At 34.1% G+C, this 24,126-nt stretch carries 20 protein-coding genes; 9 read left to right on the forward strand and 11 right to left on the reverse strand.

The features are described 5' to 3' along the window. Positions 1-2: 2 nt before the first annotated feature. Positions 3-758: a peptidylprolyl isomerase gene (locus G551_RS0100135; RefSeq protein ID WP_027883650.1), complete on the reverse strand. Its 756-nt coding sequence runs from the start codon at positions 756-758 to the stop codon at positions 3-5. Here G551_RS0100135 and G551_RS0100140 point away from each other — a divergent pair. The 4 genes from G551_RS0100140 to G551_RS0100155 all read left to right on the forward strand — a co-directional run bounded on the left by G551_RS0100140 (position 752) and on the right by G551_RS0100155 (position 6,182). Continuing rightward, the gene (locus G551_RS0100140; RefSeq protein WP_027883651.1) at positions 752-1,393 is read left to right on the forward strand and encodes an NUDIX hydrolase; all 642 of its coding nucleotides are present in this window, start codon (positions 752-754) and stop codon (positions 1,391-1,393) included. The genes G551_RS0100135 and G551_RS0100140 overlap by 7 nt on opposite strands. Positions 1,394-1,436: 43 nt before the next feature. After that, complete coding sequence (locus tag G551_RS0100145) at positions 1,437-2,270, forward strand: lysophospholipid acyltransferase family protein (protein WP_027883652.1); 834 nt, start codon at positions 1,437-1,439, stop codon at positions 2,268-2,270. A gap of 151 nt (positions 2,271-2,421) precedes the next feature. Further along, positions 2,422-3,339 (forward strand): serine hydrolase, encoded by a 918-nt coding sequence (locus tag G551_RS0100150; protein WP_027883653.1) that lies wholly within the window; start codon positions 2,422-2,424, stop codon positions 3,337-3,339. 23 nt (positions 3,340-3,362) lie between these two features. Continuing rightward, entirely contained in the window at positions 3,363-6,182 is a 2,820-nt protein-coding gene (locus G551_RS0100155) for an Npt1/Npt2 family nucleotide transporter (protein WP_027883654.1), read from the forward strand. Positions 6,183-6,190: 8 nt separating this feature from the next. Here G551_RS0100155 and G551_RS0100160 read toward each other — a convergent pair whose 3' ends face one another. The 4 genes from G551_RS0100160 to G551_RS0100175 all read right to left on the reverse strand — a co-directional run bounded on the left by G551_RS0100160 (position 6,191) and on the right by G551_RS0100175 (position 11,602). Then, positions 6,191-7,468: a serine hydrolase gene (locus G551_RS0100160; RefSeq protein ID WP_027883655.1), complete on the reverse strand. Its 1,278-nt coding sequence runs from the start codon at positions 7,466-7,468 to the stop codon at positions 6,191-6,193. Between the two features lie 7 nt (positions 7,469-7,475). After that, positions 7,476-10,382, reverse strand: a complete 2,907-nt coding sequence (locus G551_RS0100165) for a PEP/pyruvate-binding domain-containing protein (protein WP_027883656.1) — start codon at positions 10,380-10,382, stop codon at positions 7,476-7,478. A gap of 102 nt (positions 10,383-10,484) precedes the next feature. Continuing rightward, entirely contained in the window at positions 10,485-11,102 is a 618-nt protein-coding gene (locus G551_RS0100170) for a hypothetical protein (RefSeq protein ID WP_027883657.1), read from the reverse strand. 5 nt (positions 11,103-11,107) lie between these two features. Beyond that, the gene (locus G551_RS0100175) at positions 11,108-11,602 is read right to left on the reverse strand and encodes an RNA polymerase sigma factor (protein WP_027883658.1); all 495 of its coding nucleotides are present in this window, start codon (positions 11,600-11,602) and stop codon (positions 11,108-11,110) included. A gap of 124 nt (positions 11,603-11,726) precedes the next feature. Between G551_RS0100175 and G551_RS0100180 the strand changes: the two genes are divergently transcribed. After that, the gene (locus G551_RS0100180; protein ID WP_027883659.1) at positions 11,727-13,028 is read left to right on the forward strand and encodes an NAD(P)/FAD-dependent oxidoreductase; all 1,302 of its coding nucleotides are present in this window, start codon (positions 11,727-11,729) and stop codon (positions 13,026-13,028) included. A 1-nt stretch (position 13,029) separates the two neighbouring features. On the opposite strand, the gene G551_RS0100185 is transcribed toward G551_RS0100180, so the two are convergent. Continuing rightward, positions 13,030-13,218, reverse strand: a complete 189-nt coding sequence (locus tag G551_RS0100185; protein ID WP_027883660.1) for a hypothetical protein — start codon at positions 13,216-13,218, stop codon at positions 13,030-13,032. 83 nt (positions 13,219-13,301) lie between these two features. Next, entirely contained in the window at positions 13,302-14,171 is an 870-nt protein-coding gene (locus tag G551_RS0100190) for a hypothetical protein (protein ID WP_027883661.1), read from the reverse strand. A gap of 282 nt (positions 14,172-14,453) precedes the next feature. Between G551_RS0100190 and glmM the strand changes: the two genes are divergently transcribed. Further along, positions 14,454-15,842: a phosphoglucosamine mutase gene (gene glmM / locus G551_RS0100195; protein WP_027883662.1), complete on the forward strand. Its 1,389-nt coding sequence runs from the start codon at positions 14,454-14,456 to the stop codon at positions 15,840-15,842. A gap of 44 nt (positions 15,843-15,886) precedes the next feature. Here the strand turns inward: glmM and G551_RS0100200 are convergent, their stop codons facing one another. After that, positions 15,887-16,765, reverse strand: coding sequence for a lysophospholipid acyltransferase family protein (locus tag G551_RS0100200; protein ID WP_027883663.1), 879 nt, complete (start codon positions 16,763-16,765; stop codon positions 15,887-15,889). A gap of 78 nt (positions 16,766-16,843) precedes the next feature. Then, positions 16,844-17,719 (reverse strand): lysophospholipid acyltransferase family protein, encoded by an 876-nt coding sequence (locus G551_RS0100205; RefSeq protein ID WP_027883664.1) that lies wholly within the window; start codon positions 17,717-17,719, stop codon positions 16,844-16,846. Positions 17,720-17,777: 58 nt separating this feature from the next. Here G551_RS0100205 and G551_RS0100210 point away from each other — a divergent pair, with 58 nt between their 5' ends. Beyond that, positions 17,778-18,425, forward strand: a complete 648-nt coding sequence (locus G551_RS0100210; protein ID WP_027883665.1) for a rhomboid family intramembrane serine protease — start codon at positions 17,778-17,780, stop codon at positions 18,423-18,425. 50 nt (positions 18,426-18,475) lie between these two features. Next, positions 18,476-19,177, forward strand: coding sequence for an SIMPL domain-containing protein (locus tag G551_RS0100215; protein WP_027883666.1), 702 nt, complete (start codon positions 18,476-18,478; stop codon positions 19,175-19,177). A 72-nt stretch (positions 19,178-19,249) separates the two neighbouring features. On the opposite strand, the gene G551_RS0100220 is transcribed toward G551_RS0100215, so the two are convergent. Beyond that, positions 19,250-20,377 carry a redoxin domain-containing protein gene (locus G551_RS0100220; protein WP_027883667.1) on the reverse strand — a complete coding sequence of 376 codons (1,128 nt, stop codon included), beginning with the start codon at positions 20,375-20,377 and terminating at the stop codon, positions 19,250-19,252. 136 nt (positions 20,378-20,513) lie between these two features. Between G551_RS0100220 and G551_RS0100225 the strand changes: the two genes are divergently transcribed. After that, entirely contained in the window at positions 20,514-22,886 is a 2,373-nt protein-coding gene (locus G551_RS0100225; RefSeq protein ID WP_027883668.1) for a hypothetical protein, read from the forward strand. On the opposite strand, the gene G551_RS0100230 is transcribed toward G551_RS0100225, so the two are convergent. Further along, complete coding sequence (locus G551_RS0100230) at positions 22,878-24,062, reverse strand: Pycsar system effector family protein (protein ID WP_027883669.1); 1,185 nt, start codon at positions 24,060-24,062, stop codon at positions 22,878-22,880. The two genes, G551_RS0100225 and G551_RS0100230, sit on opposite strands and share 9 nt — an antisense overlap. Positions 24,063-24,126: the final 64 nt, after the last annotated feature.

Genomic DNA, 24,126 nt, shown 5'->3' on the forward strand with positions numbered 1-24,126 from the left:
ATTTAGTTAACCACTACGCTATCAATTAATATATTACGAATAGGCCATTCGCTGGCATCGGTTTTTACTTTAGCAATTTTATCGACCACGTCCATTCCGCGAGTCACTTCACCAAAAACAGTATGATCGTTGTCTAGGTGATGCGCGCCACGTTTACCTTGAACGATAAAAAATTCAAAAGGAGAAGAAGCTTTACTTACATTTTGTTCAGCATATTTCGCAGCAGAAAAAGCTCCGCGATAATGTTGATGTTTCGAAGAAAATTCACTCGGTATAAGGTAATCGCCAACAGCAGCTCTCACTTTTTGAGTTGAAAGATTATCACTATTACCACCTTGTACCACAAAGTTATCGAGCACACGATGAAAAAATGTAGTTTCAAAATATCCTATTTTAGCCAATCGAATAAAATTTGCACGATGTAGCGGAGTATCTTTATAGAGTTTAACATCGATCTCACCAAAATTAGTGTATATCGTTACTTGATCTTCAGGATTTTCTTTGCCATATTTTGTTAGAAAAGGAATAAGCTGTTCTTGCTCTACCGTTGTAATAGATCTTAGGTCGATATCTGTTTTGCTACCACCATCAGGAATGTTGATCGAATTTATAATACTATCTTGCTTAACTTTTTGTTTTTTTTGCTGAAGTTCTTTTTGAGTTTGTTTAGAACTACTATTGGTTTTAGTATCTTCACAACTCGCAAAAAGAATTGTAATTACAAATGTAAAGCTTACTAATTTTTGAAAGTATGACATTTTCAGAATTTAAAAAATCGATTTCAAAAATAGAAAATTTTGAAGTTTTAGGAGAAGAAGCACACCTGCAAATGGCTCCGAATTTTAGAAAAACCGAACTAGAACAAGTAAATATTGAAGCTAAAAAACCTAAAGAAGCAGGAGTGATGGCCTTGTTTTATCCTAATTCTGAAGAGGAAACTTGTCTAACTTTAATTTTGAGAAAAACCTATAAAGGCGTGCATTCTGCTCAAATCGGTTTTCCCGGAGGAAGAAAAGAAAAACAAGATAAAGACTTACGGGAAACCGCCTTACGAGAAACGTACGAAGAAGTTGGAGTGCATCCAAAAGAGATCGAAGTATTAAAAAAACTGACTAAAATTTATATTCCACCTTCAAATTTTTGGGTTCAACCCTTTTTAGGAATTGCAGAAAAAACTCCAAATTTTAAAAAGCAAGAGAGCGAAGTAGAAGAAATTTTAGAAGTAAAGTTAAGCGACTTTTTAAATAATGATAATTTAGTAGAAGAAACACTTTCAACCTCTTACGCTAAAAATGTTAGCGTTCCTGCCTTTTATTTAAATCAACAAATTGTTTGGGGAGCTACAGGAATGATGTTAAATGAGGTAAAAGCCTTACTTAATGAGATGTTATAACCCGAGCTAATTTTGTATATTTGGAGGTTCTAATAGAAAATAAATGGGGATATTTAAAAAAAATCCATTCGGGCATATACTTTTTTTAAAAAAGTGGTTAATTAGAATTATGGGCGCTATGACGCATCGTCGTTACCGTGGTTTTAATAATTTAAATATTGAAGGATCAGATATTATTAAAGATCTTCCCGATAATAATGTTCTTTTTGTTTCTAACCACCAAACCTATTTTGCCGACGTTGTGGCGATGTTTCACGTATTTAATGCCAGTTTAAGTGGTCGTGTCGATACCATTAAGAACGTAGGTTACTTGTGGAATCCTAAACTCAATATTTATTATATCGCTGCTAAAGAAACCATGAAAGCAGGTTTATTGGCAAGAATACTGGCTTATGCCGGAAGTATTTCTATTGAAAGAACTTGGCGTTCTAAAGGTCAAGAAGTAAACAGACAAGTAAAAATGAGCGATATTACCAATATTGGTAAAGCTCTAGACGACGGTTGGGTAATTACTTTCCCACAAGGTACTACAAAACCTTGGAAACCAATTAGAAAAGGTACCGCGCATATTATTAAGCAATACAAACCTATCGTTGTACCGATCGTGATCGATGGTTTTCGACGTTCTTTCGACAAAAAAGGTATTCGTATAAAAAAACGCGGTATTTTACAATCGATGGTGATTAAAGAACCTTTAGAAATCGATTATGAAAATGAAAGCTACGATGAGATCGTTTCTAAAATAGAATATGCGATCGAGCAACATCCTTCTTTCTTAAAAGTTATTTCTGAAAAAGAATTGAAGATCCAAGAAGAACTCAATCAAATGAGAAGATGGAGTTATAAAGAAGAGAATGGTCCTCATTTTGAAGATTAATTGTTAAAGTTTGTAAGATTTAACATAATAAATATTAATTGGCACGAGACTTGTATTTCATATAAGCGAATGTTAAAAACTGATTTTAAGTTATTTATGATTAGTTTTTCACTATTTTTGAATCAACCCAAATTAAAATTTAAAACTTTTTATGTTAAAACACATCAGTCTCAGTTTATTAAGTCTTTTTATGTTTACTGCAATTCATGTAAGTGCTCAGCAAAGCTTACCTGTTGCAGATTTAGCGGAAATCACACCTCTTACCGAAGTAGCTAATGATCCTCTTCAAGTTTTACTAGAAGATGAGGTAATGAAGAATCCTACGTGGAGGCGATTGGTTAATAACAAAAAAATGTCGATAGGTGTAGTAGACTTAAATAATATAAATAACGCTCACTACGCCGGGATCAACAGTAACGAAATGATGTATGCGGCAAGTTTGCCTAAGATCGCTATTCTTTTAGCTTCGATGGACGCTATTGAGAATTGTGAATTAGCAGAAACTGTAGAAGTAACCAGAGATCTTAATTTAATGATTAACAGATCAGATAACCACGCTTCTACTAGAATGATCGACCGTTTAGGTTACGATAAAATCGCTGCCGTTTTACAAAGTCCTGAATATAAATTATACGATGAATTAAATGGCGGTGGCCTTTGGGTAGGTAAACGTTATGCTGCCGGCGGACCAAGAAATCCTGATCCTATTAAAGGATTAAGTCACGCAGCTACCGTGCAACAAGTTTGTAGATTTTACTATAAAATGATCACTGGTAGTTTAGTTTCACCGGAAAAATCTAAGAAGATGTTAGATATTATGGAAGATTCTCATCTTCACCATAAATTTGTAAATACTTTAGATCGTATTGCTCCAAACGCTAGAGTTTTTAGAAAATCTGGGTCTTGGAGAAACTATCACGCAGATTCTGCTTTAGTTTGGGGTAAAGACGGAAGAAAATATATTCTTGTAGCTTTAGTAGAAGATCCTAATGGAGAACAAATTATTAGAGATTTAGTAGTTCCTTTAGAAAATATAATTAAAAAATCACGTTCTTTGGAAACTACATAATAGTTGTAGTTTGTCCAAAAAAAATGCTAAGAAAATTTATACAGAAAACATTCGACATTAGAAGCGGAGAACTAGGCGTTTCTTTGTTAATGCAACTGTACATCTTCTTAATAATTACAACGCTATTAATTGTAAAACCTACGGTTAATGCGTTGTTTTTATCTAAATTAACTTCCGAGAGTTTACCTTATGCTTTTCTTTTAGTGGCATTGGTAGCTGTCGGAAGTTCTTTTTTTTATAACAAGGCATTAAAACGATTTTCATTACTAAAAATTGTTACGGCGACTTTAATCGTTTCCGGAGTGGTTTTTATATCGTTAAAGTTCTTGCTAAGCCTACAATATTTTTCAACTTGGCTGTTATATTTCTACTATGTTTGGGTAGCTATTTATGCAGTTTTGGCAACTTCTCAATTTTGGGTGTTAGCCAATTTGGTGTATAACATTCGAGAAGCCAAACGATTATTTGGTTTTATTGGTGCGGGAGCCATTAGTGGTGGTATTTTAGGAGGTTATCTAACTAATCTTTTAGCGCCGGTAATTGGTAATGACGATTTAATGATCATTGCTGCACTTATAATGTTTGCCTGTATTCCGTTATTACATATTATTTGGCGAAAGCGAGTGAAAAACCTAGGAGTTTTTAGGCAACAACAACGTACGTATGCTTCCGATGAGCCTTCATTTAAACTTATTTTAAAATCCAAACATCTCACCTATATCGCAGGAATTATTGGAGTAGGTGTGATCGTAGCTAAACTGGTCGATTATCAATTTAGTGACATGGCTTCAAAAGCAATCGGGAATTCAGATGATTTAGCCTCTTTTTTTGGATTTTGGTTTTCTACCTTCAACTTAACTTCATTAGCAATTCAATTATTTTTAACAAGAAGAATTGTTGGGGTTTGGGGCGTAGCTTCCACCTTATTGATACTTCCGTTAGGGATTGGTTTGGCAGCGATTCTATTTATTGTCTTTCCGGAGCTTTGGGCAGTGATCTTAATAAAAGCGATCGATGGGAGTTTTAAACAATCAATCAATAAAGCTGCTTCAGAATTATTAGTACTTCCTGTACCAACAGAAGTGAAAAATAAAACCAAGTCGTTTATCGATGTGGTGGTCGATAGCGTGGCGACAGGAATAGCCGGTTGTCTTTTAATTTTTGTGGTGAAAGGATTAGATTTTGAAGCCTATCAGGTTTCAATCTTAATTCTCATTTTACTCAGCGTTTGGTTATTTTTCATCTTTAAAGTGAGAACTACGTATTTTGAATCTTTCCGAGAAAATTTAATCAGCTTTACCGCAAAGCAGACGAAACGAAAAAAAAGAAAATCGAAAAGCGTTTCAACCAAATTAACGATTATAAACGTTTTAGAAAATGGAGAGGAAAGTGAGATTTTATATATGCTGAATAAAGTAAATGATGTAAGCGATAAGCGCCTGAAAAATTTAATCATTCAACTCCTAGATCATCCTTCAAATGAAGTGAAAGCCGCAGCGATATCTAATTTATATCTATTAGATAAAGGAACGGCGATCGATAAAGTTCAGGAGTTAATTTATCAACGTGATGATGAGGTGGTCCTTGCAGCCATGCGTTATTTGCTTATACATACCGATATTAATGGATTAGAATTATTCGACGCTTACTTAAATCATAAAGATCCATATATTTCTTCTGCAGCCTTACTTTGTTTAGCAATCGAATCTAGAGATAATAAACGTTTGGCACAGCGTTATAAATTAGGTTTAAGAATAGCAAAACAAATTGAACACGTAAACCTTCCTAGTGATACGCATCGAATCGAAGAAACCATCGAGTTGATCCAGACCATCGGATATGCAGAAAACTCAAGGTTTTATTCTTACATCACAGCTCATTTCAACAACAAAAATGATGAAGTTATTAAAGCCGCGATCAAGGCAGCAGGAATAAGTTCTAGTCCGTTGTTCTTAGATAATTTATTAGACTTTCTTCAGCATAAAAAATTTAGGAATGAAGCTATTTCAGCTTTAAAAAACTACGGTCACGCAATCATTAAAGAATTGATATTTAAATTGAATTACGATCAAATCGATCCAAATTCAAAACAATTTATTCCTGAAATTATCGGCGCTTTTGGTGGTCAAAAAGCAGTTAATGCTTTGTTTAAATTGCTGAGGAATAAAGACCTCATTGTGCGTTTAGAATCGGCAAGAGTTTTAAATAAATTAAAATCGAAACATCCTTCTTTAAAATTTAGCAAGCGTGATGTGGTGCGATTAATTTTGCAAGAGTGTAAATTGTACCATCGTACGTTATCGGCCATGCAAATACAAAAACAGATCTTTTTAAAATATGAAGAGATGCTTACCAGCGATAAAGATGTGGAAGAATTTTCAGCTAGAAATAGTTTGATCGATCTTTTAGAACGACGATTAGACCACGGTTTAGAGCAGATTTTTACCCTTTTAGGACTTCGATATCAACAAAAAGATATCGAGATCGCTTACCAAGGGATTATTAGCGAAAAGCAAGAAGTTAGAGCCAACGCCATTGAGTTTTTAGATAATTTACTTCAGCCTAATTTAAAACACACGCTGTTACCTTTAGTTGAAAGTTCTACGGTTTTTAATGAAAACCAAGAAGCAGACGATTTAGTTGCGCCAACCGAAAAAATGTGCTTTGAAATGCTACTAAAAGGGAAAGACCAGAAAATAAAATTGGCTGTTTTGTATTTGATCGCACAATTAGATGGCGAAAACAAAACCTATATTCCGTTAGTTAAACCACTTACCAGACATCAGAACAAAAAAATAAGCACGTTTGCTATAAACGCGCTTAATAATTTATTAGAAGACTAAACTTCTGCTTAAGAAGATGTTTCTTTTTTCTTCGGGTTAATCACTTGGTCGATTTTAGAAGCCAATACCATATGATCCCAAGCAGAATTCTTTCTAAGAACGTTGGTCATTAAACAAACCATATATTTCTTTCCGTTAGGGTGTTCGATAATCGCAACAGAATTCATATAATTATACACGTTACCGGCATATTCACCACAAGACTTTCCGTTAGAGCGGTCACAAGAATATAAAGAACCCGATTTAAAATAAACCGCTGCATCTCTAATTTCTTGCGCGTAAGCATAACGAATACGTCTGTCGGTCATATACATTAAACGTTTAATTTCTAAGCTTGAAGAACTATCAACGACTTTACCTTGTTCTAACTGAACTAAATATTTCATTAATCCAACCGGAGTACCAATACTTCCGCCAATATCGCCCACGTATTTATTAGCTCCAGAGGTAAAAAAGCTTCCTAAACGCCATTCATCTTTGGTAATTCCTAATTTACGTAAAGGATCGTTTACGATACTATTAGCTAAAAGCGTTAATTCTTTTCGAGGCGTGTTTTTAAAATATTCATCGGCATCTTCTTCGGTAATATATTCATATTCATCACCAAAAGCAGCCATTAATAAAGCTTCTCGCCAAACTACACTTGCCGCACCGTTATTACTTACCGACATCATATGGTCTGCCCATTCGTAAAGCGTAAATACATCGTCTGCTTTTACTTTTCTTTTTACTTGACGATCATTTTCGATATCGTAATCGGGAATGGTGTGATGGTCGTATAACGCCCAATCGCCGGCTCTCACTTTTTTGTTTTTTAGTAAAGCTTTGCGGGCTTCCCAAGACTGCGGACAAATATTATGCAGCTGCATAAATAAAGCGGTGATTACAGTAAGTTTCCCAACGCTTCCTGGTTGGTAACCTAAACTCTCTTTGTGTGCGGCATATTTTAGGTTATTCGGGTCGCTCATATCTAATACCGTCACCGAATAATTTCCTGAAGGAACCACTTGTTTTATTTTTGCTGAAAACTCTTCATCTTCTTTTAAAATAGTCGTGATAGAATCTTCTACGGAAGTCAATTGTAAATTAATACAGTTTAACGGAAGCTGAGCGCCGATCGGTAAATCTAATTTTTGCGTAGAATCTTGCTGAATACGTTGTAACCTTAATAATCGAGTGATTCCTGTAGATTCGTAACCATCGATAGGGTAGAAGCTCATTAAAACAAACGATGAAACAATAAGCGTAATCCCAAGAATAGTATATTTTTTGCTGAAAATTTTCATAGATAAATTATATCGTGCTTTGTAAATTAATTGATTTTTTGGTGTCTACTTCCGGAGAAATAGATTGTAAGTAGGTTGAACTTTTCGCGTTTTTATTTTCAACAAAAGGTCTAATCTGGAACAACCATAATTTATTGTTTAGAAAACCAAGTTCTACATCATAAGGTCCGGTGTTAGAGGCTTCTGTTTTTTCAGGAATAGTTTTCCTTATGTTTTTTGCTAAAGCTTTAATTTTTTCTTTATTAGTTTTATTTAAAATTGAAGTATTAAAGGCAGTCGATTTTTTATCTAAACCTCCGTTTGCCGGTAAACGATTGTAAAAAGTTTCCCTCGCAGGCGAAAGTAATAAGTCTTCACCATCGAGATCGAGCAACCAGGCTTCGGCAGATTGCCCATCTACCGCGCCACCTGCGCCACGACTAAATGCGACAGTTAAATCGTCTGGATTGTTATTGTTAATTCCTTTAGTGATCATTACGCCACTATATTCAACATCTACCGACGGAATAATTAAAATAGAAGGAAAAACATTTTCAGGATTGTTTAAATACTGCTGGCGCCATTTAAAACTACGCTCGGTGTAAGGAGAAGCCCAAACATCTTTAATTCCGTTTAAAATTTTCTCGCGTTCGCGAACGTTAAAAACCGTAAGGTTAAGTCCGGCGCCGGTGAAGCTTCCTAAATCTTCCATATTGGTATCACTTCTTAAGAAAACCGGAGTTCCGCCGATGTTGGTGCCAAAATTATTTTGAAAACCACGTTCCAAATTGCTTACAAACTCAGGTTTTAGTTCCATATTCTTGATCGCTTCACGAAGTAAACTTAGACGATCTAATTGGCAATTTTGCACTTCACTTTCCGGGATGTTGCTTTCACGCATTTCTTCTGCTTGTGCAAAAGTTTCTTTTAAATATTCCCAATACGTTGCTTGTTGTTTAGGCATTGGTAAATTCATATGTGCTCTAAAAATTCCGAAGGGAACCACCACGCCGTTTACTACATTCTCTGGGAACATACTTTTTAATTGTCCGAGGTTTGCGGCTTTTGGTCCGCAGATCTTACCAGAGCTTTTGGCATCAACTTCGGTTAGGTTAAGTACCGTTTTTTGGTCGAGGTTTATTTTTTCTACCGGAACGCTAATTTTATCTTGATCCCGTTCTTTGTCTTTGCTGAATAATTCTTTTTCTTCGGAAGACATATCATCTTCTTCTTTCATAATGATGGTTCCTTGATCGGAAACAGCGTAGAAAATTTTCTGCCCATCGTAAGCTTTTAGATCTTCTAAGTTTTGCGGACTCAATACTGCATTCGGGATCCCTAAATTTCTCGCCAATAATTGTACGTGAGAAACCAAGTTACCTTCAGAAACCGTAGCAATACCGGCAACAGGTTTTAAATCTGATGGTGGTTTTTGAAATACATAAATATTTTCTGGCGAAACTTCTAGATCTTCACTGTTGTTTTCAACCACAATTAATTTTCCGAAGGCATAACCGGGATTTAAACCACGAAAAGAACTTTGGCTATCTAAATCTAATACTTGATTAGAAAGTTTCGATTGCTCTCGAATAAATTTTCCTAATTCGCTTACCGTTTCTCCTAAACGCAAAGCTAACGAAGAGCGAACGCGATCGTCGATAAAACCGGTTGCTTTAGGCTCAAAACCTTGATATTTTTCAACCACATCACCATAAATGGCTTTTACCATTGAAGTACTCCATTCTACTTGGCTGCGAGCGAGCGATAATTTTTTATTGAGTTCTTCAATCGTAATTTCATTTAAATTTTGAGGCTGAAGTAAATGATCGATCTGGTTCCATTCCCACCATTCTACATTTCCGGCGCTGGCAGATGCTAAACTAAGCGCATAAATTTTATCGAGTTGCTCAAGTAATGTTTTAGGTTGCCATTCTGGTGCGGTTTTAAAGATAATTTCTTCAAGTTTTAATGAAACATCTAAAGCGGTTAATTGGTCTGAAGTGCTTTGCACCTCGGGAAGCTCGGTTCTAATTTCACACATTAAACTTGCAGCTTCTTCAATTAAAGCTTGCTGAGTAATCGAGTCTTTGTCTTGTTTTCCTAAATGCGCTAACTGATCTCTTAAAAAACTGCCTTGCGGAAAATTCTTTGCTTTTTCAGCAAAATAACTTAAATCGGTAGGCGCATAAAAATTTTTCATGGCTTTTGTAAGCGAATCCAGATCTTTTTGTTGTTTTTCTGAAAGATCACTTTTGTGTTCTTCCATAAAATTTTCAACTAATTGAATATCGCTTTTATCGGGTTGCCCGTGTATTTTGGTACGCGCATCCATAAATTTTGAATTCTCTTCAGCAATCACTTTAGAAAGACTTCTTATTTGCTGCGCGTCTTGATTGTCGCCACTATGCGGAATATCTTTTAAACTTTGTCGAATTAAATAATAGTCTTCTTCAATTCTCGTATTGCTTAAGAGCAACCAGTTGTAAAAATCGATACCCCATTCTTGTTCGTCTTCAGATTGTACAGAACCACGATAATATTGGGCTTTTTCCATAATCCAACCATTATCTACACTTTCCAGGTAGTTGTTGAGTTGGTATTGCTTCAATCTAGAATGTTGGTTGGGGTAATCCCAAAAATCACCTTTATCGGTATAGGCTAAGATATCACCAAAAAACAGGTGATTTTTTTCTTGTAGTCTAATGGTTAGCGGTTTATAGCTCGCGTGCTGAATACCGCCAATTTTATCGGGACAAGGATCTTTAGAATCTCTTTTGGTACCATCGTCGCAAAACCATTCGATTTTTAGGTAAGGTCCACGATGAAGGCTTCGGTATTCTTTTATAATTTCTTTAATCTCTTGGTTAGAAACTTCTTGAGCGAAGATCGATGTGTAACTAAGAAATGTGAAAAAGAGTAAAAGTTTAATTTTCATAAGTTAGATTTGGTTATAGAAATATTGAAAATCCTAAAACACAAATCTAACGATAGACCTTGTTAAAACACTCTTAAATAAATGTTTGAGTACTTATAAAGTTTAGATTTCTAGGCGTTTAATTTCTTTGTAATTCGCTCTTAATTTACGAAGCAGTAAACCGTAGATCAAGGTGTAAATTCCCCAAAGGACCAATAAGAAAACAATTGTAGTGACTAAACCTATAGCGATTGCTTTTGCCCAGTCGATATTACTTCTTATCCCAGAAAATTCTTCCGCATAAAGTAAAGAGAAAATAAAAACCACAAAACTTACAATTCCTGAAGATGCTAATACATAAATAATGTAATACTTTACCACCTTTCTGGTTTTTAAAATATTCTTCATTAAAGTTGAAGCGCTATCGGTTACATTAATCGCTTTATAGCGTTTGTAAAAAAGTATAATGAAGAAAATCGATATGGCATAGCCTAAACCATACATTACGATGGTAGTGTTTTTTAGGTGAATGTTCTCTACTTGTTGCCAAAATTCATGATCGGCTAATAAAATGTTTAAAACGACACCTAGGGCTAACTCTGCAACACTAATAAAGAAAATCCATTTTACGATCGAGGATGACCTCTTGAGTAAAAGTGGATAAATCTCTTTAGCCTTTATGTTAGGAAGATTGGCATCTTGTTTCTTCCAGTCTTGTTTTAATAAATCTAATTCATCCATCGGGTTTACGGATTTAAAATGCTTTTTAGCTTCTTTTTAATTCGGTTCATCTTCACTCTTGCATTTACTTCACTTATACCTAGCGTGTCAGAAATTTCGCTGTAATTTTTATCTTCCAGGTATAGAAACACTAAAGCTTTATCTATATCATTCAATTCTTTAATGGCGGCATACATCACAGAAAGTTGTTTTTCTGTCGTGTCGTCGTATTCTTCAGCCTTAATTTTAAAAGCAACATTTTCAAATTCTTGTGTTTTTACTTTTCGTTTAGACTTTCGATATAAGGTGATCGCCGTATTTAGCGCTACACGATACATCCAGGTACTAAACTTGGCGTCGCCTCTAAATTTGGGGTAAGCTTTCCATAATTGAATGGTTATTTCTTGAAATAAGTCGTTATGCGCATCTTGATCGTTGGTATAAAGCCGACAAATTTTATGAACAATATTCTGGTTTTGCTCCAGCAATTGCACAAAATTATGTTCAGTTTTTTCGGTCAAGATGATTGGATTTTTACTATAAGTAAATTTAATCGCTAAAATGTTACAATTTTTTTAGAAATTATAACAACGCTAACATAAATATTGCTTTACGGGTTTTAATTTTGAAGAAACTTAAGACCTTATGAATATACCAGCCTCTAAATTACCTACCGTGGCCATCGTAGGAGGTGGCTTTGCCGGAATGAATTTGGCAAAAAAACTAATTAAACTGCAAAAATTTCAAGTTGTTCTTATAGATAAAAGAAACTACCACACATTTCAGCCTTTATTATACCAAGTATCTACTTCTAGCTTAGAGGCAGATTCGATCGCATACCCTTTAAGAAAATTAATTACAGAAAAGAAAAATGCTTTCTTTCGTCTAGCGGAAGTAACTTCGATTGATGCAGAGCATCATACCATTTTTTCTGATATAGGAGAATTAGTGTACGATTACCTAGTGATCGCCACCGGTTCTAAAACAAATTTCTTCGGAAATGATACTGTTGAAGAAAATGCGATGTGGATGAAAACCATTCCGCAGGCTTTGAACATTCGAAGTTTAATTTTAGAAAATTTAGAGCAAGCTTCGATCACTACCGATGAAAAGACTCGAAAACGACTATTAAATTTTGTGATCGCCGGTGCAGGACCTACAGGCGTAGAACTTAGTGGAGCCATTGCAGAGGTAAGAAATAATATTATCCCGAAAGATTATCCTGATATTGATATTTCTGAAATGAAAATTCATTTATTAGAAGGTTTAGATCGCGTTTTACCACCAATGTCTGAAAAAGCTTCGATGAAAGCTGAAAAGTTTTTGAAAGATCTTGGGGTTTATATTCATTTAAATACGATGGTAGAAGATTATGACGGCGAGCTTGTAAAAACCAACACCGATGAAAGTTTTGAAACCGAAACTTTTATTTGGAGCGCAGGAGTTACCGGTTCTCCCGTTAAAGGTTTAAATGCTTCAGCGATTGTAGATCGGGCTAATCGTTACCAAGTAAATGTTTTTAATCAGGTTGAAGGATACGAAAATGTATTTGCAATAGGAGATATTGCTTTAATGAAAAGTGAAGAATATCCAAAAGGCCATCCAATGGTGGCGCAACCGGCAATACAGCAAGGTAAACATTTAGCAAAGAACTTAGAGCGTATTTTAAAAAATGAAAAACTTCAACCTTTTGATTATTACGATAAAGGGACAATGGCAACGATTGGCCGTAACAAAGCGGTAGTCGATTTAAATAAATCTACCTTCGGTGGTTTTTTTGCTTGGTTTATTTGGATGTTCGTTCACCTTTGGTTTTTAGTAGGTTTTAGAAATAGAGTAGTCACTTTCTTTAATTGGACGTACAGCTACATTAATTTTGATCGTGCGGCAAGATTAATTATTAGACCTTTTAAAAGGCATAAGGTGAAATTAGAGCATAAGGAGTAAATTAATTTTTACGTCCTAAGTTCACGCTTATAGGTTTAAAGAAAGAAAATATAAGCGTACTTATTCCTAAAAAAATAAGAATATAGGCTTTGTAATTTTTGTATAAACCTAAATCTTGAAAGTCTAAATAAGTAATACCTATCGTTAAGAAAACAATAGCAATTAGTGATATAATTTTTACTTTTTTCATAACGATAGGGTTTTTGGGTGGACTTAATTTTACTGAAACGTAAAGGTATTAAAAAATTAATAATCAGCCTATTATAATACATTTTATTGGTCTAAATTTTTATCAAAAGTATACTTGTAAAGTGCAGAAGTACCGGTAATACTCTTTTCTGCAGATAGATAGCATTCATTTTTATTGATCATGGTAATTCCTTCAATTTGTATAGATGCTCCAAGCTGTGGTTGTAGATTATATTTTTTCATTTCTCCGTTAGAAAATTTACCACGACTAAATTCTTTCAATTCAATAATAAATGGTGTTGGCATACTATTACCACACAATAAAATTCTATCATTAAGTTCATCATAAGTAGCGCCGGTAATTAAGCCTTCCGTTTCGATCGTGTCAATTTTTTCAAGCTTGTAAGTTCCCGGGGTTTTACTTAGTTCATAAACATCGGTTTTTTTGTTTTCCCAGTTTTTAGTGAAAATATAAAGTTTATCTTGATAACTAATTAGTGCTTCCGCATCAAAATTACTATTATATCTTGCCGGTAAATATTCTTCTTGATTGGCATAACTAAAGTTAATGATCTCTGCCTGTATGCTATCATTCTCTGCGTTTTTATAGGCTTCCTTTTCAATTTTATAAACTTTTAAATCTTTTCGACTTCCTAAGTTATTACCAAAATCTCCTATATACAGAAATTCTTCGTCTTCCGCTAGATCTTCCCAGTCGTTATTTTCTACATTGGTAACCACAACGGTTCGAAGTACATTTCCGTTTTTAGCGTCAATTTCATATAACTCATTAGGCTCATCAGAATCATTATGGGTAATAAGGCGACCATCTAAAAGTAACAATCCTGAAGACTCATTTACTTTGCTATCTAATGACGTTAGTAAAGGTATTTCTTCACCAAAACCTCTTGCTAAAAAGATAAAAGAAAGTAATATTAAGTGTGTAAGTTTCATAACCGTGGTTTCTAAGTCAATTGTTGTGATTAATTATTAGAAATGATTATGCCATCACGTTTATAGTTAATGAATAGTATTTAATGTTTTGTTTATCAGTGTTTTATTGGTTTGAAGTTCTGCGCTGAAAAATTCAACAGAAACAGGTTTCTACACTTGTGTTGAGGAATCGTTACACACTTTTTATCTAAACCTATTATAAATGATAAATACTTAATCTTGGCTTTTTGCTTCAGAAATGAATACGTGTATATTTGTTACACTAATCAATGAAATTAATTTATGACACTTATAAAATCTATATCAGGAATTCGTGGAACCATTGGCGGCAACGTTGGTGATAATTTAACGCCGATCGATGCGGTTAAATTTGCTTCAGCTTACGGTTTTTGGGTTAAAAGTCAGGTAGAAAAAGACGAATACCGTGTGGTCGTTGGTCGTGATGCTCGAATTTCTGGTGAAATGATGCAGCAATTAGTGATGAACACTTTAGTTGGTTTAGGCATTCATGTAATCGACTTAGGACTTTCAACTACACCAACCGTAGAAATGGCCGTGCCGATGGAACACGCCGATGGCGGAATAATCTTAACCGCAAGCCATAACCCTAAACAATGGAATGCCTTAAAATTACTGAATGAAAAAGGTGAGTTTTTAAATGGAGAAGAAGGCGCTAAAATTCTGGAAATTGCAGAAAGCAACACCATCGAGTTTGCCGATGTAGACGATTTAGGTGAAATTACGGTAAACGATGCATATATCGATTTACATATCGACGAAATTTTAGATTCTAAATGGGTCGATGTTGAAGCGGTAAAAGCAGCGAATTTTAAAGTGGTTGTCGATGCGGTAAATTCAACCGGAGGTATAGCCATTCCTCGTTTATTAGAAGCAATGGGTGTTGAGGTTGTAAAATTGTATTGCGAACCTAACGGTCAATTTCCGCACAATCCGGAGCCATTAAAAGAGCATTTAGGCGATATCTGCAAATTGGTGGTTGAAGAAAATGCCGATTTTGGTATTGTGGTCGATCCCGATGTAGATCGTTTAGCATTTATCGACGAGAAAGGAAATATGTTTGGTGAAGAATACACCTTGGTGGCGGTTGCCGATTATATTTTAGGTAAAGAAAAAGGAAACACCGTAAGCAACCTTTCCTCTTCTCGCGCTTTACGTGATGTAACTGAAAAACATGGCGGAACTTACCAAGCCAGCGCGGTAGGAGAAGTAAATGTAGTTACCTTGATGAAAGAAACTCAGGCGATTATTGGTGGTGAAGGAAATGGCGGAATTATTTTTCCTGAATTTCACTACGGAAGAGATAGCTTAGTGGGCGCAGCTTTATTTTTAACCCATTTAGCTGAAAAGAAAATCACGGTTTCTCAACTACGAGAAGAGTATCCGGCGTACTTTATGAGTAAAAATAAAATTCAGTTAACTCCAGAGTTAGATGTTGATGCGATTTTAGTTGAAATGGAAAAGAAATATGCTAACGAAGAAGTTTCAACCGTAGATGGCGTGAAAATAGATTTCCCGAACAATTGGGTTCACTTAAGAAAATCGAACACAGAACCAATTATTAGAATTTACACAGAAGCAAAATCGCAACAAGAAGTCGACGATCTTGCCGATAAAATTATGATGGAAATTAAAGCCATTGCCGGTATTTAATTTTCTATTGAATAAAGTAGAAATTAAAAAGCTTGAGCGTTGGCTCAAGCTTTTTTTGTGTGTTTCCAGCGTTTGTGCGTCCACAAATAATATTCAGGTTGCTCACGAATTTGCTCTTCTAAAAGCTGAAAGAATTTCTCTGTAATTTCAAAATCTTGATAATCCTTAGGAGTTGCCGTTAACGGAATTAGTTTTGCTGAATAATACCCGCGTTTCACTTTTCTTATTTGAAGGTACAAAATACCAAAGCCTAGTTTTTTTGCCATCGATTCAGAACCGGTAAACGCTGTAGTTTCTGTTCCCATAAAATTTACCCAACACGCATTTTTAGTGTTTTTAGGAGATTGGTCTGAGATCATATAATAACTCGCTTTCTGGTTATTAACCTTGTTGCGCATCATTGTTGGGATCACTTCTTTACTGGTAATAAGCGTGGTTCCTAAATTGGCTCGAATATCTTTAATTAGTTTATCGAAGTGTTTATTTCTTATCTTTTTATAAATCGCGTAGGCTTTATTGTGCGTGTCGTAAAAATTAATAGCCGTTGCCCATTCGTAACTCGCATAATGGCCACACATAACAATGGCTCCGTTACATTCTTTTTCAAACTTTACTAATTCTTCAATATTTTCATAAACGAAGCGTTTTTTTAATTGTTTGTTAGAAATAGAAAGTGTTTTTATCATTTCTAAAAACATATCGCACATATGTTTATAGAACTTTTTTTCGATCTTTTTTAATTCTGAAATAGACTTCTCAGGAAAAGATTTTTTTAAATTATCACGTACTACTTTTTTCCTGTATCCGATCAGGTAAAAAACGATCACATAGCAAAAATCTGAAACCAAATAGAATATAGGAAATGGTAGTTTAGAAACTAACCATAATAGAGGATAAGCTAAATAGAAGACAACTTTTTTCATAAAAATCTATGATAAGCTGTCAAATATAATTTTTTATAAAAAAATAAAAGTAAAATTAGCAATTTTATAAATTATCTATTAATTTTTTGCGTGTTTCCAACGCTTGTGTGACCATAAATAATATTCGGGTTTATCTTTAATTTGCTCTTCTAAAAGTTGAAAATATTTTTCAGTAATTTCAAAATCTTTAAAATTTTCAGGATGATCTGCTAATGGTATAAATTCTGCAGTGTAATGACCGCGTTTTACTTTTTCAATATGTAAATAGGTAAGCGCTAGATCTAATCGTTTCGCTAAAACCTCGCTTCCGGTAAATGCAGGAACTTCTCTTCCCATAAACTTCAGCCAATGTTTAGCGTGAGCACCTTTGGGAGCTTGATCGGCAATCATTCCGTAGCTAGATAAAAGTTGATCTTTTTTGTTTCGTAAAATCTGTTTAGGCACGTCTTTGGTGGCCAACATCGTGGTATGGTGTTTACTTCTAATTCTTTTAATTAAACAATTAAAATAACGATTTTTTATTTTTTTGTAAACACCGTACGCTTCATAAGTGAGTCCGTAAAAATGTAAAGCATTTACCCATTCGTAACTGGCGTAATGCCCAAGTAAAATGATATGACTTTTATCGAGACTTTGTAAACGTTCAAGTTCTTCTGGGTTTTTTACTACAAAACGTTTTTTTAGTGCTGCACCAGAAATAGACATGGTTTTTACCATTTCTAAAAACATATCGCAAAAGTGATGGTAAAATTTCTTCTGAATTTGATGAATCTCTTTTTTAGACTTTTCAGGAAAAGCTAATTCTAAATTCGATTTCACTACATTTTTACGATAACCAACCACATAATACACAATCACGTAGACGAAATCTGAAAATAAATAGAAAATTTTAAAAGGTAAAATAGATATAAACCACAAAATAGGGTAGACCGCGATAAATCCCAATCTTTGCATGAATAACAGAAAATTTTTACAAAGATATGGTATATTTGAAGGTATTCAAACGCATGTTATGGGAGATTTAGAAATAGTTACATTTATTGTTATTGGAATGAATGCCGTGGTGTCTCTAAAAGGTTTTAACGATACATATTTCTTTGATAAATATAAGTTTAATGTAGGAGCTATAAAGCTGGGAGAGCAATTGCGAGTGATTACTTCTGGATTTTTACACGTCGATGTTACTCATCTATTTGTAAATATGCTTACGCTCTATTTTTTCTCTGGAGTTGTCATTAATTATACCGGTACCATAAATTTCTTTGTGATCTATTTAGGGAGTTTAATTTTAGGAAATTTATTTTCTCTCTATTTTCATAGAGACGAAGATCATTATACTGCCGTTGGCGCCAGTGGAGCGGTAATGGGTATTTTGTATGCTGCCATTTTATTAGAACCGGGAATGACTTTGGGCTTATTTTTTCTTTTACCTATTCCTGCTTATATGTTTGGTATTGGTTATTTACTTTATACCATTTACGGGATGAAAAACAGAATTGGTAATATTGGTCACGATGCACATTTTGGCGGAGCAATGGGCGGTTATTTTATTACCTTAATTTTTGAACCTTGGGTGTTTAGTGAGCATTTATTAATGGTCGTATTATTATTTATACCTCTTATAGTGTTATTTATTTTACAGAAAAACGGTAAACTTTAATTTTTGGTCTCATTCTTGGTTTAGCAATAAAAAACTTAACAATATATATTATGAAAAAATTATTTTTAGCTGTTGCCTTACTTTTTACAATTGGTCTGGTAGCACAAGAACAACCTAGCGGAATTTCAGTAAATGGTGAAGGAACAATTACTGTGGTTCCCGATGAAGTTCTTATTCAGGTTTATATTCAAGAAGAAGCTTCAAGTGCACAGAAAGTAAAAGAAAATACCGATAAGGTGATTGATGAGGTGTTGAAGTATTTAAAGTCTGAAAAAATTCCGCAGAAAAATATTCAAACTGAATATGTGAGATTGGGGAAGAACGTACAAAACAGTAAATACGGTAATGTTCCTAATGCCGTTAACTTTTATGCTAATCAGAGCATTTCTATTCTATTAACTGATGTTTCTAAGTATGATGAAATTACTCGTGGATTATTAGAATTAGGAATTAACGGTATTAATAGCGTTCAATTTAAATCTTCAGAAATTGAAAAATACGAAGCGCAGGCTCGTTTAAAAGCCATTGCAGATGCAAAATCTAAAGCAAATGAATATGCTAAAGCTTTAGAGGTAAAAGTAGGAACGCCAACTTTAATTAGTGAGAGCTCGAATTCTTATTCTAATCCGCAGGTTTTTAGAACAATGGAGATGAAGCAAAGTAGCGTTTCATCATCTAATACACAAACTTTGGCAGTAGGAGAGATGGAAATAAAATCGCAAATTCACGTGGTTTTCTCGATTATTAACTAGTAGTCAATTTAGAATCATAAAAAAATCCCGTTCTATTTAGAACGGGATTTTTTATTAATAAGAAGAAATGTCTTAGTCTAACATTTCTGATACTTTAGCTCTAAGTGCTTCGCCTCTTAAATCTTTAGCGATAATCACTCCGTTTTCATCTAAAATAAATGTAGCAGGAATAGATCTTACATTGTAAAGCTGAGCTACAGGACCTTGCCAGTATTGTAAGTTAGAAACGTGTTGCCAAGTTAAACCATCGTCTTCGATTGCTTTTAACCACTTATCTTTTTGTCCGTTCTTATCTAAAGAAACACCGATAATATTTAAACCTTTATCGTGGTATTCATTGTAAAGTTTAACTACGTTTGGATTTTCGATTCGGCAAGGTTTACACCAAGATGCCCAAAAATCTACAATAGTTATTTTCCCTAAAGCATCTTTTAAGGCAAGTTGCTCACCTTCTGGAGTTGGAGCAGAAAATTCTGGAGCTTTGCTACCTACAGCGGTTGCACTAGCTTTTTGAATGGTTTCATTTAACTGTTTTCCGATTTCAGAGTTTTTAACTTCTTCATCTAAATTTTCAAATAACTCTTTAAATTCGTTGTTGCTTAACGACTTCCCGTTCATCATATCAGATAAGATCAATGCAGAAACTAAAGACTGAGGATTTTCTGAAATCATTTTCTGGAACTTCCCTGTATTATTTTCTTGAAGCTCTTTTTGCTTCTGCTGAATTTCTTGCATTAACGCAGGATTCTGTCTAAGGTTCGGGTTGTTTGCTTGGTATTGCTCAACCATTTTCTGCATTTCTTTTCTTAAAGACATAATTTCAGAAACATAATCGTTAAACAATTGGTTAGACTTACCTCCTTCAACTTTAGAGCTTCTTAAACTATCTTTATAAACGGTTGCAGTAATCGGTTCATTTTCATTAATAAAAACCACATTACCTCTTCCGCCTTCTAGCGTTAAGATGTTTAGCGTTTCAAAATCTACTTTAGGTAAATCGATCTCAAACTTACCATCTTTTACCATTACCGTATCGATAGCTTGAGGTTGACCGGTATTACCTAATTGAGATAAGTAAATTGCGGTGCTATCTTCTACGTTGCTAATAGAACCTTTAAAAGTAGGTTCGTTACTTTCTTTATTGTTGTCTTGACAAGCAACGGCAAAGGCTGCCAGAGCAATTACAAATAATTTTTTCATTAATTAAAATTTAGTTTAGCTACAAAAGTAACTAACGTAAATTAAAGGCACAAATTTCTAAAGTATTGTTAAGATTTATTATTCCTATCTTTGTTGTGACGTATTACGTTATCTTGTTAGTTATAAAATTATTGCAATGAAAAGTCAGAATAAGGATTTTCCTTTTAACATAAAAGTGAGTTTTAGAAAGGTGATTTCAACTTATCGTGAACGAGCGAAGGTTGAAAAAAATCCTATTGCAAAAAATTACCTGAAAAGTGTTCTCGATTACATCGACGAGTTTCCTAAACTGGAGACCGGTTTAGAAAGTAAAACAGAGATTAAAGAACACATCGATCCTATTCATATTTTGTTAGACGATCTATTTCCTAATATACTTACCAATAATGAGATAAAAGCGGCTTCGCTACCACATCAGAACTTCTTGTTTAATAAAACCAAGCGCTTTCAAGAGATTATAAAACGCGCCGGAAAAGATTTTGATTTAAAAGTTCGAAATTTTACAGATGAAACCGATTATGTATTTGGCTGTATTTTAATTTTGAATGGTTATTACGGTTATAATATCGATTTTACGCGTCCGTTTTATTACGATATTCCTGATGAAAACGGAATTATGCATCATTACCGTATTGCGGCCAATGCCGATTTTGTAGAGTTTGAAAAAACAGAGAAGGCTATAGATATTACTGAAGACGATGTAGATCTTCTTCTTCAGAATACAGACGATATAGATTTGTGGCGAGAGAAATTTCCGCCGTTAAGCTGGATTTTTAAAGGATTTATAATTACCAATTTAACCGACGTTACTGTCGATGATGGTATTTCTGATCTTAAAACCCAATTGCTGAACAATAACTTGCCTAAAGAAGATAATCTAAAAGGGATTACAGAAATATTTAGGTCTATTTATCGTAGTCCAGATCTAGAAGTAGGTTTAACACTTTACGATGGTAAGAGTTTAGATCTTACCAAAATGGAAAACGATCAAATTAAAAGTTATATTTTAAACTCTATCGAAGAGTTAAATTGTCACGATGCTTTTTGTAATGAAGCCTATAATGCCATCATCGATAAACACCAGTATTTTGCTATTTCTAATGTTGAAGCTTATATAGAAAAACATCCCGATAGTGTTCTAAGTAAGAACCTTCAGCATAAAAAAATTAAGAGCTGTATTTTTGCGCCTATTGCTAAAGGAAATGATTTGTTGGCAATTCTAGAGCTGGTTTCTTTTCATAAAAATGAATTGAATAGTATAAATGCTATTAAACTGGAAGATATCGTTCCTTATATCGTAACGGCTTTAGAAAGAAATAAAGCAGATTTTGAAAATAGGGTAAAAGCGGTAATTCAAAGTGAATGTACATCGATTCATCCTAGTGTTCTTTGGGTTTTTGAAGAAGAAGCCAGACGTTATATTAGAGATCTCGATAGAGACGGTGTTTCTTCGTTTAGAGATATTGCGTTTAAAGATGTTTTTCCGTTATACGGGCAAATTGATATTGTAGGATCTTCCGATGAAAGAAATATTGCTATTCAAAAAGATCTTTTAAAACATTTAAACTTAATTGTTCAGATCGTAGATAAAGCTTTAGAAGAAGAGCCTTTGCCTATTTATGAGCAAACCAAGTTTAGAATTAATAAATATGTTGACGATTTAAAAGAGAATTTAAATGCTTCTAGTGAACAGAAGATCGTAAATTTTATACATAAAGAAATCAATCCGCTTATTGAGCATTTTCAATCAAAATCTGATGTGCTTTCGCAAATGATCGATCACTATAATAATTGCATCGATAAAGATGCCGGTGTAGTTTACGATCAGCGAAAAAATTACGACGATACCGTACAACGTATAAATCGTACTTTAGCACGTTATATCGATAGAAAACAAGTAGAAGCACAACGAATATTTCCTCATTATTTTGAACGATACAAAACCGATGGAGTAGATCACAACATTTACATTGGAGAATCGATGACTAAAAACAAAGAGTTTAGTCGTGTTTACCTTCATAATATTAGGTTATGGCAGCTACAGATTGTTTGCGAGATGGAAAATAAATTTTACCATATTCAAGAAAATCTTCCTTTAAAGTTAGATGCCGCTTCACTTATTTTAGTATTTAGTTCAACCTTATCTATTAGATATCGAATGGATGAGAAGAAATTTGATGTTGATGGTACGTACAATGCGAGATACGAAATTATAAAGAAGCGTATCGATAAAGCTTTTGTGAAAAATACGGAAGAGCGCGTGACGCAAAAAGGAAAAATAGCGATTATTTATTCTCAAAAAGCAGATGAGCGAGAATACCTAAAATATGTAGAATACCTACAAAAAAAGAACTACCTCGGTGATGAGGTAGAACTTTTAGAATTAGAAGATGTTCAGGGTGTTGTTGGTTTAAAAGCGATTCGAGTTGAAGTACTTTATCATAAAGATGAAGATGCTTCAGAAGAAAAAGCTTTAACCTACGAAGACCTGATGGAAGTTTTACATTAACCAAAATGCAATTACGAAGCTTATCACCGAGATGATAATTCCGGTCATAAAAATGGTGTACGTCCAACGTAAGATCTTATATTTTCGATTCAATACGATTCCTAAGTAATATAAATCTTTGGTAAGCGCTTCGTAAACGTAATCTTTATCTTTTAGAATTTCATTGATCGCCCAGTTGTATTGATCAAATTGCATCTGATGAAAATTACCGAAGAATAATACATTCACTTCACGGTTTTTAACCTGTTCTTTAGTGAATTCACCCGAGGTTACATTTGGTTTGGTAGACATAATTGATAACACGATTGAAGCCACACAAAAACAAACCATAATAAGTGTTGGGATCATTAAATGTCGATTAGAAGCCGCGTCAAGTTTCGGGATAATATCGGCAAGTGCTAACGAAATAATAATAGCATTCACCGATAACAGAATATTCGCTTTCGTATCTGCAATATCACTAAGTTTAATATGGTTTCTAAGCGTAGTTCTGTATAAAGTTTGAATACTTCGCTCGGGATTATCGTTTTTATACCTCGCTTTTAGTTTTGCCTTGGCTTCTTCTTTTTCGTATTTTTTCTTAAGTTTTTTCTGACTTTCTAAAAGACTTAGAAGATTTTCATCCTTTTTAGGTTTCCAGTTTTCTACCGCGTAGTCACTGTAATATTTGTGTTCTTCAGTGAACATTCTAATATTTTCTTCAACCCATTCATTTGGGGTAAAATACTTAATATTATGTAACTTAAGTTCTTGTCTTAAAAACTCGGTAGTATCTTCAAAATAATCTTTTGCCAAGTGCGAGGCGTCGGCATCTTTAATAATTTCTTCAAGCTTTGTTTCTGGTACAACTTCTTTTTTAGTTGCCAGAATACACTTTTCAACCTCCTTGATCGTTTCTTGATCTACCTTATTTTCTTCAAGAAATTTTTTGGAAATTTTTACGCTTTCTTCCTCGTGACCTTTTATAGTTTTCGTATAGCCGGTATCGTGAAGCCAGGCAGAGAGCAGCAATACCTGTTCTTCTTTAACATTAATTTGAGAATTTTCAATTAATTCTTTAGTACTTTTAACCACACGTTGTGTATGGTTATAGTTATGGTAAATGAATGTATTAGGCAACTTATCCTTAAATAGTTTCATTACAAAATTGTCTGCCTTCTCAATAATGTTCTCCATAAATTTTGGTTAGTTTCTGTTTAATGACCATCGCCAAATTAGTAAAAAATCAACCAGCTTTTAG

The organism is Mesonia mobilis DSM 19841 (assembly GCF_000423405.1).
GTDB classification, from domain to species: Bacteria; Bacteroidota; Bacteroidia; order Flavobacteriales; family Flavobacteriaceae; genus Mesonia; species Mesonia mobilis.